General features: G+C 38.1%; 13 protein-coding genes, 1 tRNA gene and 1 rRNA gene. 3 read left to right on the top strand and 12 right to left on the bottom strand.

The annotated features are described in order from the left end of the window. Positions 1-27: 27 nt before the first annotated feature. Positions 28-744, top strand: a complete 717-nt coding sequence (locus ACMZ42_RS26435; RefSeq protein WP_415733341.1) for a hypothetical protein — start codon at positions 28-30, stop codon at positions 742-744. 238 nt (positions 745-982) lie between these two features. Here the strand turns inward: ACMZ42_RS26435 and groL are convergent, their stop codons facing one another. Together groL and groES are read right to left on the bottom strand one after the other, a co-directional pair. After that, positions 983-2,614, bottom strand: a complete 1,632-nt coding sequence (groL, locus tag ACMZ42_RS26430; protein WP_370083181.1) for a chaperonin GroEL — start codon at positions 2,612-2,614, stop codon at positions 983-985. Between the two features lie 139 nt (positions 2,615-2,753). Continuing rightward, entirely contained in the window at positions 2,754-3,038 is a 285-nt protein-coding gene (gene groES, locus ACMZ42_RS26425; protein ID WP_370083183.1) for a co-chaperone GroES, read from the bottom strand. A 174-nt stretch (positions 3,039-3,212) separates the two neighbouring features. Between groES and ACMZ42_RS26420 the strand changes: the two genes are divergently transcribed. Further along, positions 3,213-3,977 (top strand): lysostaphin resistance A-like protein, encoded by a 765-nt coding sequence (locus ACMZ42_RS26420; RefSeq protein WP_415733340.1) that lies wholly within the window; start codon positions 3,213-3,215, stop codon positions 3,975-3,977. 93 nt (positions 3,978-4,070) lie between these two features. Here ACMZ42_RS26420 and tatC read toward each other — a convergent pair whose 3' ends face one another. From tatC to ACMZ42_RS26405, 3 genes are all read right to left on the bottom strand, one after another. Further along, entirely contained in the window at positions 4,071-4,892 is an 822-nt protein-coding gene (tatC, locus tag ACMZ42_RS26415; protein ID WP_415733339.1) for a twin-arginine translocase subunit TatC, read from the bottom strand. An 18-nt stretch (positions 4,893-4,910) separates the two neighbouring features. Beyond that, positions 4,911-5,096 carry a twin-arginine translocase TatA/TatE family subunit gene (locus tag ACMZ42_RS26410; RefSeq protein ID WP_415733338.1) on the bottom strand — a complete coding sequence of 62 codons (186 nt, stop codon included), beginning with the start codon at positions 5,094-5,096 and terminating at the stop codon, positions 4,911-4,913. Positions 5,097-5,315: 219 nt separating this feature from the next. After that, entirely contained in the window at positions 5,316-5,951 is a 636-nt protein-coding gene (locus tag ACMZ42_RS26405; RefSeq protein WP_370083191.1) for a redox-sensing transcriptional repressor Rex, read from the bottom strand. A gap of 229 nt (positions 5,952-6,180) precedes the next feature. Between ACMZ42_RS26405 and ACMZ42_RS26400 the strand changes: the two genes are divergently transcribed. Next, positions 6,181-8,124, top strand: a complete 1,944-nt coding sequence (locus ACMZ42_RS26400) for an ATP-binding cassette domain-containing protein (RefSeq protein WP_415733337.1) — start codon at positions 6,181-6,183, stop codon at positions 8,122-8,124. A 502-nt stretch (positions 8,125-8,626) separates the two neighbouring features. Here the strand turns inward: ACMZ42_RS26400 and tsaD are convergent. The 7 genes from tsaD to rrf all read right to left on the bottom strand — a co-directional run. Beyond that, positions 8,627-9,643 carry a tRNA (adenosine(37)-N6)-threonylcarbamoyltransferase complex transferase subunit TsaD gene (tsaD, locus tag ACMZ42_RS26395; RefSeq protein WP_370083205.1) on the bottom strand — a complete coding sequence of 339 codons (1,017 nt, stop codon included), beginning with the start codon at positions 9,641-9,643 and terminating at the stop codon, positions 8,627-8,629. Beyond that, complete coding sequence (gene rimI / locus ACMZ42_RS26390) at positions 9,643-10,095, bottom strand: ribosomal protein S18-alanine N-acetyltransferase (RefSeq protein WP_415733336.1); 453 nt, start codon at positions 10,093-10,095, stop codon at positions 9,643-9,645. Before rimI ends, tsaD begins: the two co-directional genes overlap by 1 nt. After that, the gene (gene tsaB, locus ACMZ42_RS26385; RefSeq protein WP_370083195.1) at positions 10,088-10,795 is read right to left on the bottom strand and encodes a tRNA (adenosine(37)-N6)-threonylcarbamoyltransferase complex dimerization subunit type 1 TsaB; all 708 of its coding nucleotides are present in this window, start codon (positions 10,793-10,795) and stop codon (positions 10,088-10,090) included. Before tsaB ends, rimI begins: the two co-directional genes overlap by 8 nt. Beyond that, positions 10,792-11,241 (bottom strand): tRNA (adenosine(37)-N6)-threonylcarbamoyltransferase complex ATPase subunit type 1 TsaE, encoded by a 450-nt coding sequence (tsaE, locus tag ACMZ42_RS26380; protein ID WP_370083207.1) that lies wholly within the window; start codon positions 11,239-11,241, stop codon positions 10,792-10,794. Before tsaE ends, tsaB begins: the two co-directional genes overlap by 4 nt. A gap of 319 nt (positions 11,242-11,560) precedes the next feature. Then, positions 11,561-11,896: a hypothetical protein gene (locus tag ACMZ42_RS26375; RefSeq protein WP_370083197.1), complete on the bottom strand. Its 336-nt coding sequence runs from the start codon at positions 11,894-11,896 to the stop codon at positions 11,561-11,563. A gap of 692 nt (positions 11,897-12,588) precedes the next feature. Continuing rightward, a tRNA-Asp gene (locus tag ACMZ42_RS26370) sits at positions 12,589-12,664 on the bottom strand. A 252-nt stretch (positions 12,665-12,916) separates the two neighbouring features. Further along, positions 12,917-13,005 (bottom strand): 5S ribosomal RNA (rrf, locus tag ACMZ42_RS26365); the annotation flags it as partial.

The following is a 13,005-nucleotide window of genomic DNA, read 5'->3' as shown; positions in this document are numbered from 1 at the left end:
GAGCACAGTATATAGAGAGGTGTATCTATGTGTAACGTAAAAAAAATTACTTTATGTATGATTAGTCTACTTTTAATTAATTTGAGCATTGTATCTTCTTTCGATGCAAAAGAATTGAGAAGATTAAATGGACTTAAAGCACAAATAAAAGGCCTAGAAAATCGTTTAAAAAGCCTTGAACCGATAAAACCCCAAACAATTGCTGATCCTCCTTTTCCAGAATTAACTCCTCCATCAAAATTTGTTACACTTTCACAGGTGATCGAGAATGGCACTACTATTCCTTATGAGGTTATCGTCAATAATCCTGGCTATAAGAGACCCGCTTATGAAGAATATTGGCATAGCTCAATCGGTCGGTGGAGCTATGTTCCAACTAGAATTCATTATGCACTGCATCGACTATTTACGAATTACGATGTTGCTCTTTCCGAATGGTACGACTTTGAACAAAATATGGGATTCACGATTCCATTGTTTCAAAATGAATCGGATTTAGATTTATATATTGTCGCGTTCCAATCTGATATTACGGCAGTTTATACGTTGGGGAATCAGGTGGTCGTTGTTGTATATCCAAGAAGAACCGGTGTTCAAGTGGTTACTATAAAAACAAGCGCTATACATCCCACAAATACCGAAGAATCTTTACTTGTGCAATTATCAACTCAAGCAGGAGAAGAAATCGATTATGCGCTTATCTCTTATATTTCTCCTAATTTTAGGTTGAAGCAAAAAGAATAACTCCAAGCTACTTTTCCGGAGTTTTTTAGCAGGTTTGCTCCACTTTATCAGCGATTGTCAGAGGCTTATCAGCGATTTTGCTATTTTTATCAGCGATTGTCGGAGGCTTATCAGCGATTTTGCTACTTTTATCAGCGATTGTCCATATTCTATCAGTGATTCACTAAAAAATATTCGCTAAAGCATAAAAAAATCACTTCTCAATTTGAGAAGTGATTTTTTTGACTGGAGCCGTAGATTACATCATTCCTGGCATGCCGCCCATACCAGACATATCTGGCATTGCTGGAGCTGCTTCTGGAATGTCTGCTACAACTGCTTCTGTTGTTAAGAATAGAGCTGCGACAGATGCTGCGTTTTGTAGAGCTGAGCGAGTTACTTTCGCTGGGTCTACTACGCCCGCTTCCATCATGTTTACCCATTCGCCTGTTGCAGCGTTGAAGCCTACACCGATTTCTTCGCGTTTTAGGCGATCTACGATAATTGAGCCTTCAAGACCAGCGTTGTTTGCGATTTGACGAACTGGCTCTTCTAAAGCACGCAGAACAATTTTCACACCAGTTGCTACGTCGCCTTCTTCTGCATCTGCAACGTTTTCAACTGCTGCATATACGTTAAGAAGTGCCGTACCACCACCTGATACGATACCTTCTTCAACTGCTGCACGAGTTGAGTTAAGAGCGTCTTCAATGCGTAGTTTACGTTCTTTTAGTTCTGTTTCTGTTGCAGCACCAACTTTGATTACTGCTACACCACCTGCTAATTTTGCAAGGCGTTCTTGTAATTTTTCTTTATCGAATTCTGAAGTTGTTTCAGCAAGCTGAGCACGGATTTGACCAATACGGCCTTCGATTGCATCTGCACCGCCAACACCTTCTACGATTGTTGTGTTGTCTTTTGTAACAACAACTTTCGCAGCGCGACCAAGTGATGTAATATCAGCTGATTTAAGGTCTAAGCCTAGTTCTTCTGTAATTACTTGACCACCTGATAAAATTGCGATATCTTCAAGCATTGCTTTACGACGGTCACCAAATCCTGGAGCTTTAACCGCTACAGCATTGAATGTACCACGAAGTTTGTTCACTACAAGTGTTGCAAGAGCTTCACCTTCAACATCTTCAGCGATGATTAATAGTGGACGACCTTGTTGTACCACTTGTTCTAATAATGGTAATACTTCTTGGATGTTTGTAATTTTTTTATCAGTAATTAAAATGTATGGGTTATCTAATACCGCTTCCATTTTATCTGTATCTGTTACCATGTAGTGTGATGCATAGCCACGGTCGAATTGCATACCTTCAACTACATCAAGTTCAGTTGTGAAGCCTTTAGACTCTTCAATTGTAATAACACCATCGTTACCCACACGTTCCATTGCTTCTGCAATTAATTGCCCTACTTCATCATCAGCAGCAGAGATTGCCGCAACTTGTGCGATTTCTTCTTTGTTGCTTACTGGGCGAGAAATAGCGTGTAATTCTGTAAGGGCTGCTGCAACTGCTTTGTCGATCCCTTTACGAATGCCTACAGGGTTTGCACCAGCTGTTACGTTTTTCAAGCCTTCACGAATAATTGCTTGCGCTAATACTGTTGCAGTTGTTGTACCGTCACCAGCGATTTCGTTTGTTTTAGAAGCAACTTCTGCTACTAATTTTGCCCCCATGTTTTCGTACGGGTTTTCTAGTTCGATTTCTTTCGCAATTGTTACACCATCATTTGTAATAAGTGGTGAACCGAATTTTTTTTCTAAAACTACGTTACGACCTTTAGGCCCTAGAGTAATTTTTACTGCGTTTGCTAATTTATCTACACCTTGTAGCATTAATGAACGAGCGTCTTCTGAGAATTTAATATCTTTTGCCATTTGAATTTACCCTCCTGAAATGGAATATTCGTTAAGCTTCATCAATATATTTATAAAAATTTCGCCATACTGTCATTGCCATCTATTTTTTTGTTTATCTATGACAATCACTAAAGGCATTTACTTTAAAAGTATTAACTTATTCAATAATTGCAAGAATATCGCTTTCGCGTAAAATTAGGTATTCATTACTTTCATATTTAACTTCTGTACCAGAGTATTTTGAGAAAATAATGCGGTCGTCAACTTTTACGTCAAGCTCTACACGTTGCCCGTTCTCTAAAATACGACCCGTCCCAACTGCTACAACTTTACCTTCTTGCGGTTTTTCTTTTGCAGAGTCTGGCAGTACAATACCGAATGCAGATTTTTCTTCTACCTCGATTAGTTCGATTACAATACGATCTCCTAGTGGTCTTAACAAGTGAAACAACCTCCTATTAATTAATTATATACTTGAAAGTTTATTAGCACTCTATCTAGTCGAGTGCTAATACAATTATTATGATAATCAATCACACTTTTTTTTGCAAGTCAGAACTTCGAAAAATTTTGTTTTCTTTCCATATTCCTCTACAATAGAAAGGTAGCATAATGAATGGAAAGGATTTTGACTGTGAACAATTCTCAAAAAATAACTAAACATAAAAAAACAGCCCTTTATGTTTTACTGATCTATATCCTCATGCAAATATCAGGGATATTACTGGCAAAACCGTTTCACAAGATGGTCATGAGTACAACCGGTTTGCCTAGTGAGCAAGCTGCTCCGCTTACTCAAGGCTGGTATATCGCACTTAGCTTTGCCATTGCGTTAATTCTAAGCTTAATCCTAACATCTCGCGATAAAGCTTTTTGGAATATTTATAAAGGAAAGAAAGAAACTATACCACTGTCAATTATGTGGGGAATTATCGGTTTCTTCTTAGTTTTCTTCGGCCAAATGATTGGCGCAGCTATCGAAATGGCTGTATTCGGTATCCAAGGTGGATCGGAAAACACAGCTGATATTGTAGCTATTGCAAAAGGCGCTCCTATTGCGATATTAGCGATTGTCGTGTTTGGGCCAATATTAGAAGAATTCGTTTTCCGTCGTGTTATTTTCGGATCGCTTGTCCAAACAACGAATTTCTGGATAGCCGGTATAATAAGCGCCATTTTCTTTGCCCTTATTCATTTCGACTTCACACATATCTTGCTTTATACAATTTGTGGATTGATTTTTGCCTTCTTATATCACAAAACAAAACGCATTTGGACGTCCATTATCGCCCACGTTATGCTAAATGGTTTTGTGACGCTTGTACAATTGTATGCAGAACCATTGCAAAAGTTTCTTCAAGAACTAGAAAAAATGCAATGAAAATCAGTGGGAGTTTTTCTTCCCACTGATTTTTATTTAAAGTTAAGCTGACGAAAAAGCTCGATGCTACTAATTAGCATCGAGCTTCTATTATTATTGATTCAATTCTTCGATTTGACGTCTCTGCTGTTCAAGCGCCTCTTCAATCTGGCGTTTTTGCTCAGCCTCTTGTTCTTCCTTCATTCGCATTTCCTCTGATTTTAAGTATTTCTTATAGCCAATACGAGAAATCATAATGCTAATTTCATAAAGAACAAACAACGGTACTGAAACCATTAAGTGCGAAGCTAATTCAGGCGGTGCGATTAAAGCAGCACATACAAATAAACCAAAGTATGAGTACTTACGAATACGAATTAGTAACTCAGGAGATAAAATCCCAATACGCGAAAAGAACAGGACTACAATCGGCAATTGGAAAAGGAAACCAAACGGAATTGTAAGTTTAAATAAAAACGAAAAATATTCATGTATGCCAATCATTTGCTGAATTTCTAATTCATTTGATAAATTCATCATAAACTTTAAGACGTACGGGAATAGTAAATAATATGAAAAGGACAACCCTGCTAAAAATAATAAAAATGAATACGGTATATAGCTTAAGGTTGCTTTTCGTTCTACATCTCTTAATCCTGGGCTAATAAACGACCACAATTGATACATAAACACTGGCGATGAAAGGATAAATGCAATTATAAAAACAACTTGGATATAAATTGCAAGTGGTGTTGCTACATCAAATGCATGAAGCTTTATATCGTAATCCGCTCCAGTAGATTGAAGGTATTTAACAAGCGGCTTTGCGACAAAAAAGCCCCCAACCATAGCGAGAACAAAGAAAACGGCAACAATGAAAAGCCGTTTTCTTAATTCTTCTATATGTTCAATGACAGTTAGATCTTTTGGATTCATTCCTCAAACATCCTAACTTTACTTATCTAGTTCTTTCTTTTTCTTGTCATCATCATCTTCGTCGGCTAATCCTCTAGTAGCATTTTTGAATTCACGTAATGTTGAACCAAATGCTTTACCAAGCTCTGGTAACTTCTTAGGACCAAAAATTAGTAATGCGACAACTCCGATAATAATGAGGCTCATTGGACCGATTGGACTCATTCCAGCCACCTCCTCTTTATATCCATCATTTTAACGCATATTTCGCCATTTTGCTAACTAATATTATGTGAAAGTTTTTCGTCACTCTCTCATTTTATCTCATACTTTTATTGACAGAAACTGTGAGCTATACTAATTATTCCTTGGCATAATTGCTGCTGTCGCTTCGCTTTCGGTACAAAAGACATTCGCTGAAAGAAATTAAATTATGTACGATTATCACTCTTCCTGATTACGAATTAAATAAATGAGTGCCTGCAATTCTACCGACAAATCAATCGTTAAAAGTTGCATTTTATCTGGTACAGTAATACGCTCTGGCGTAAAGTTTAAAATTCCTTTTGCGTTCATCGCCGCTAATCTATCAGCCATTTTCTGTGCAGAGCGTGGTGAAACTGTTAAAATTGCAAGCTCCGCTCCATATTCTGCATACTTTTCTTCTAATAAATCTGGATGAAAAACAGGAATATTACTAATCATCTTCCCTTCCTTTGGGGCCTTTGAGTCAAATGCCACAACGATATGAGTATTATGATTTTTTTGAAAATTATATTTTAATAAAGCACTACCTAAATTCCCTACACCAACTAACGCTACTTTTGTCGCTTCATGTTGATCGAGCGTTTGACTAAAAAATTCCAAGAGATGTTGCACATCATAGCCATATCCCTTTTTCCCAAGAGCACCAAAATAAGAAAAATCACGGCGAATAGTTGCAGAATCAATTTTCATCGCTTCACTCAGTTCCTTCGACGAAATACGTTCCATGCCTTCTTGTGCAAAGTTTTGGATAAATCGATAGTAAAGAGGAAGTCTTTTCGTAGTGGCTTGTGGAATTTTTAATTCTTGTTTCAAACTCTTTCCTCCTTATAGAGTATCAAATCTATTTATGATACACACTTAATTAACTATTTCTAAGTTTATAATATTCACTGGAGTATTTCCCTTTAGTTAATGGCGCTTTTACGCCACTAACTAAAGGGAAATCGTTTCAATCTTACATGACAGCTTGGAATAAGTAAAGCACCGACATTGCAAGCAAATCGTACATCCATTACACTAAGGAAGAATTGAGGTGTCAAGAATGATTGTTTTACAAGTCAATCAACTATATAAATCCTTCCTTGCAGATGAAATTTTGAGTGGCGTAAAATTAGAGGTTCAACATCGTGACCGCGTTGCATTAGTAGGTCGTAACGGTGCTGGTAAGTCTACTTTACTTAAAATAATTGCTGGTCAACTGTCATATGACTCTGGCGATATTATTATCCCTAAAGGTATACAAATTGGATATTTGGAGCAGCATGCTGGTTTAAACTCAACATTGTCGATTTGGGATGAAATGATGACAATTTTTGAGCCGCTTATTACCCAAGAACGAGCAATCCGATCATTAGAACAACAAATGGCCGACCCTGCTGTTTATGAAAACCCTACTTTATATGCAAAAATAATGTCTGAATACGATCATTTGCAGCATAATTTTAAGGATGCAGGTGGCTATCAATATGAATCTGATACACGTTCTGTGCTTCATGGCATGCAGTTCTATCCTAATGATTACGAAAAGCCAATTAGCTCACTATCAGGAGGACAACGAACTCGGTTAGCGCTTGCTAAGCTTTTGTTAAGTAAACCTGACCTATTAATACTCGATGAACCTACTAACCATTTAGATATTGAAACCCTCTCTTGGTTGGAATCATATTTAAAAGGCTATGAAGGGGCTATTCTAATTGTTTCCCATGACCGCTACTTCTTAGACCAAGTTGTGTCTATTGTCTACGAAGTCTCTCGTCATCGCGTCACAAAATATACAGGCAATTATAGTGCCTATTTAGATGAAAAAGCTAAAAATTATGAGCGTGATTTGAAGCAATATGAACGTCAACAAGATGAGAAAGCCAAGCTTGAGGAATTTATTCAAAAAAACATTGCTCGTGCTTCTACTACTAAAATGGCACAAAGTCGTCGTAAAATGCTTGAACGAACAGAATGGATGGAATCCCCTGATGGTGATGAAAAATCAGCAAGCTTCGGTTTTACAATTGAGCGCCAAAGTGGTAATGATGTATTGTCTGTCGATGACTTAGCGATAGGTTATGGTGATAAGAAAATATCAAGCGGCATTACATTACGCACTTTCCGAGAAGACCGTATTGCACTTGTTGGACCCAATGGTGTTGGTAAATCAACTTTATTAAAAACCATCGTCAAAGATTTACTACCACTCTCTGGAGAGATTCGCTATGGTACAAATGTTCAAATTGGTTATTATGACCAAGAGCAGGCCAAGCTATCGAGCAATAAAAGTGTGCTAAAAGAGCTATGGGATGAATGGCCTTTAATGAATGAAAAAGATATTCGCACAGTGCTAGGCCGTTTCTTATTCAGTGGAGATGATGTAGATAAAATCGTGTCATCATTATCTGGTGGAGAAAAGGCTAGACTTGCATTAGCTAAATTGATGATGCAAAAGGCAAATTTCTTAATTCTCGATGAGCCTACCAATCACTTAGACTTAGATAGTAAAGAGATACTGGAAAACGCACTGATCGATTATCCTGGAACGCTCTTATTTGTATCGCATGACCGATATTTCATCAATCGAATCACTACTAAAGTAATCGAACTATCCGGCGATGGTTCCTTTGAGTACTTAGGTGACTATGATTATTATCTTGAAAAGAAACAAGAACTATTAGAAATTGCACAAATGAAGGCTGCTGCTCAACCGCAAGTACACGCTGATGTACCTGAAAAGATCTCTACCTCTAAAATTGATAAAGAGGCTAAAAAACGGGAGCGCCAAATTAGACGCACGCTTGAGGAACTAGAGGGGAAAATGCAGCAAGTAAATCTTGAAATAGCTCGCTTAGAAGAAGCTCTTTGCGATCCCGAGATTTTCACAGACCACGAAAAAATCACACAACTTCAAGAGGAATTATCAACTGCTAAGGAACAGTATGAGTTATTCGAAATGGAATGGCTTGAGCTAAGTGAAGAACTTGAAAATATTATTGTATAACATACCTCTTGAGATGGGATAAAACTTGTAAAGCCATGTGCCTTGTCGCATGGCTTTTTACTTTACTCGCGTTGATTTTTCATATATATTGGTCAAGTGCTATTTTTCGACAAAAAATGCCCACAACTTTATACACAATTTAAATCTAGTAATACCAACATATCAACAGACTTATCCACATTGTCCACAATTCAAAAATATTTTATTCACATCATTTTGTACAAAATAGGCTACTATATATTGAATAATCACAAGTTATGCACAAGTTATCAACACTTTGTGCATAAGTACGGATGTTCGCTGTTTTATTTCTACCTTACCTGTGGATAATTTTCTGAAAAATTTGTCAACTGATCGGATTCAAATTTTCTTATAGACACTGTTTTCTCAACAATTTATTCACAAAAGCAAAAGAGGTATTTTAGAATCAAATCTAAAACACCTCTTTTTCTATAATCAATTATGCCTCAGCATAATTACGTCCGAAATCGCCTGAAAGAAGTTATACCCAGGATTTTAACTCCATTCCAGGACGACCGTTCATTGATAAATTGCCTCGAATACCCGCTTCAAACATAGGTGTTGCTGCTGCCCCTATCATGGCGGCATTATCTGTACACAGCTTTAATGGCGGCACGAAAAATGGTATATTTTCTTCAGCAAATACCATCTCAAGTGATGTACGCAAACCCTTATTTGCCGCTACACCACCCGCTGCAATAACCTGTTTCACTTTATATTCGCGAGCTGCCCGTAATGTTTTCGCTGTTAATACTTCAACTACGCTATCCTGGAACCCTTTGGCAACGGCAGTCGGACAAATTTCTTCACCGCGTTGGTCCATATTATGCTTATAATTAATAACCGCTGATTTCAAGCCGCTAAAACTAAAATCATAAGAATCTTCCTCTAACCACACTCTTGGGAAGGATACAGCCTCATCTCCCTCATGTGCTAATTTATCAATTCGTGGACCACCTGGATATGGTAAGTTTAAAACACGCGCAACCTTATCATAAGCTTCACCAGCTGCATCATCTCTCGTCTCACCGATGACTTCAAAAGAGCCATGTTCTTTCATATAAACTAACTCTGTATGGCCACCTGATACAACAAGTGCTAACAATGGGAATTCCATTGGCTGCACGAGTGCATTAGCATATATATGTCCAGCTATATGATGTACACCTACAATCGGTAAATTATTAGCAAATGCAAAGGCCTTTGCGGCATTAATCCCAATTAATAGTGCACCTACAAGACCAGGACCCTCTGTAACTGCCACAGCATCTAAATCAGCCGGCTTCATATTTGCCTGCGCTAATGCTTCTTCTATCACTACTGTAATTTGCTCAACATGATGACGAGATGCAATTTCAGGTACAACCCCACCAAATCGTTTATGACTTTCTATTTGAGATGCAACTACATTTGAAACAATTTCAGAACCATTTCGAATAATCGCCGCTGCTGTTTCATCACAGCTCGATTCTATTGCTAATATCATTCGATCTTCCATCATAAATTCACCCACATGACAAGGGCATCCTCCCCGTTATCTGTATAATAGCCTTTACGTATACCGCCATCTTGGAAATCAAGCTTTCGATAAAGATTTTGGGCAACTGTATTTGTTACTCGTACCTCTAAACTCATGACTTCCATAGTATGCTCCCTAGCAATACGCATTGCCTCTCGCATTAATCCTTCACCAATGCCGCGACCGCGAGCATCTTCTATAACGGCAACGTTCGTAATTTGCGCTGCGTCTATAACCATCCACATTCCACAAAAACCGATAATGTTATTATATTCATCTATAGCTAGCACATAATGTGCATACTGATTTTCATGCACTTCATAATAAAAAGAATCTAACGTCCATGGTGTAGGAAATGTAGCAAGCTCAATTTCATACACTACTGAGACATCTTCAGATACCATTTTACGATATGTTACATTACTACTCATGCGCCTTCTCCTTTTGTTCCTTCAGCCAATTCGCCTCCGCCTCGGCAATACGTTTATATTGCGGGACAAAATGATGAACTGCATCCACACTTGGTAGCTCCAGTTTCGTCGCTAATCGAATTGTTTCACTTGCCCTTGGTAAGTCATTACTAAATGGTGTACGCTGCGCATAATCACCTAGTACCTCTACGATTTTATGCCAAAAAACATCTACATCGGCTCCAACAAATAAAACCGGTGCCTCTAAAGCCTGTAAACGCTCTAACAAGCCATCTATATGATCGTGATAATCTTCAATAATTGTTTCAAGCTCACAACCTTTATAAACGGCCGTATAGACATTACCTCTTCGCGCATCAAAAATAGGACAAATAAACCCATCATATAGTGCTGCATTTGCGGCCAATGACTTTAAGCTAGATATTCCAACTAAAGGCTTTTTCAATGTCCATGCTAATGTTTTAGCAAGCGTCACACCTATTCGTACACCGGTATAAGAACCAGGTCCTTCTGATACAGCAATCGCATCCAACTCGCTTGGCTTTATGCCAGCCTTTTCTAGCACTTCTTCAATGGCTGGCATAGCACCTGCTGAATGCGTTAATTTTATATTTTGTACAATCTCCGCGATCACTTTCCCATCTTTTATTACAGCAATAGAAAGTGGTGCATTCGCTGTTTCAATCCCTAACCAAATCATTTCATTAGCTCCTCACATAATGCCTCATATCGCATTCCAAGTGGTGTTAATACAAATCGTCGTTGATTTTCTCCGATTCGGTAAATTTCTATTCCAAGACGCTCCTGAGGTAAATCCTGTTCAATCAAATGAGCCCACTCGACAACTGACACCGCATCACCATAAAATAGTTCGTCCCATCCAAGATCCTCATCGCTTTCTGCTAAACGATAAACATCTAAATGATTAAATGGTAAACGCCCCTCATATTGCTTTACAATCGTAAATGTCGGGCTATTGACTGTTCTCGTCACGCCAAGCCCCTTCGCTAATGCTTTCGTAAATGTCGTCTTACCTGCGCCCAAATCACCCTCTAATGTAATTGTATCCTGGGCTTCTAGTAAGCTTGCTAGCTTCAACGCAAAATTCTCAGTATCATCAAGTGAATTCATTATTTTTTCATACATCATCTCTTTTTCCTCTCCTAGCTCCATTACTACTAGTTTACCGAAACAAGCGTAAATGTTCAAAACATCCAATGGATTTCAAAAAAACAATTACACCTTGGCGTAATTGTTGCAGCTTGTCGACAAAAAATTATAATTTATTGTGTATTAAATAAAGAGATTTTCACTCCAAGCTGATGTCCATCATGGGGTGAGTCCTAAAACTTATGCAAACTAGCATTCGTCATTAGCCTGAAACAATTAAGCCTGGGCTAAATTGTCGGTGGCGATACTAATCTATGTGCCAAATAAAAATAAAACACGCTTATAAAAAACGTGCTTATTTTTTATGCTCCTTTACCTCACTAACCTTTTTATCAACCAATTTATCATCTTTAAATCGTACTATATAGGTTTTTGTCATAAGTATTTCATCATTCCAGCGGTATTGATCTTTTTTTATCATGTCCCCTGCTCCACCTGCAATTTTCACTACTTCCATATATGACATGCCTTCTTTTAATTTTTCAAATTCGGCTTCGTTCATATTTTTCTGCCAGTGGTACGCATTGGACTCCTCTATGTCTAAAATAGGATCTCCACAGCCTGCTAGTATTACAATAGCACCTATGAGTAAGCTTATATTCAGACGTTTTATGTAAAAATAATTTCGCATGCTAAACACCTCCAAATTCCTTCACACGAGAAGAATCGATAAAAATAGTCACCCTTATTAACAGCCAGTAGTTTATCTGTACCAAATCGTAACGTCGGGTACAAGAAAAATTCAGGGAAAGCAAAAAAGGTTAGATGGGGATTAATCGCCCGTAAAACCTGAATATCTTTATGTTTACTACTCTACTTGTTTTCTCAAGCGGTATGGCAACTAACTGCAAGCCTTCTCAGTTTGTTGACACATACAGCCTAGGACCTTTGCTAACGAGTTTTTCGATATGAGTGTTGGGGCATTCCGGCGGATGTCAGAATCGGAAAGGGGTTAATAAAGGATGTTAGCCTAAAATCATCGCATCCATGCGATAACGGCTAACTGACCTGCTTCGGTGCTGCTGCCGCTACGCTAGCACTGCGCTTTCGCACAAAAAAAATTTGCAGGCCTAAGCACAAAGCCGAATCTGGACGCATTGTTTATCTGTAACGAAAGCAAAGCGTCAGCTACATTGTTTATCTGTAGCAAAAGCGAAGCGTCAGCTACAATTGTGCCGAGGCATAATTACTTTAAAAATCTATGGATACCCCAACAAATATTATAGAACCAATTTCATCGATATCCACTAATTCCCTTATATTAACAATAAAAAAAGTTCTTATGATTTAAAAGCATCATAAGAACTATATTATCGTTTATAATGGCGGTCCCGACCGGGATCGAACCGGCGATCTCCTGCGTGACAGGCAGGCATGTTAACCGCTACACCACGGGACCTCTTTAAGACATTTATAAATATATCATAGGGAAATAACATATGCAATACTTTTTTATATTTTTTCATTTTTATATTCTCGTAGTCTTTGAGATAATGCTAATGCTTCAATCCGTAAGAAGTAGCATAGAAAAAGAGCAACGAGTATTTTGTGGTTGCTCTTTTCATTGTTTCATTGTCATCAGCTTTAGCTTCATTTCAATAATAATTACGTTAATAAAAAAACAGCCAGCACTCAGCTGACTGTCTACATTGCCTAGCGACGTCCTACTCTCACAGGGGGAAGCCCCCAACTACCATCGGCGCTAAAGAGCTTAACTTCCGTGTTCGGTATGGGAACGGG

It is taken from the genome of Lysinibacillus sp. NPDC056185 (assembly GCF_047737915.1).
GTDB lineage: Bacteria > Bacillota > Bacilli > Bacillales_A > Planococcaceae > Lysinibacillus.
The sequence above is the reverse complement of the archived record's forward strand: the minus strand, read 5'-3'. Positions and strand labels throughout refer to the sequence as shown.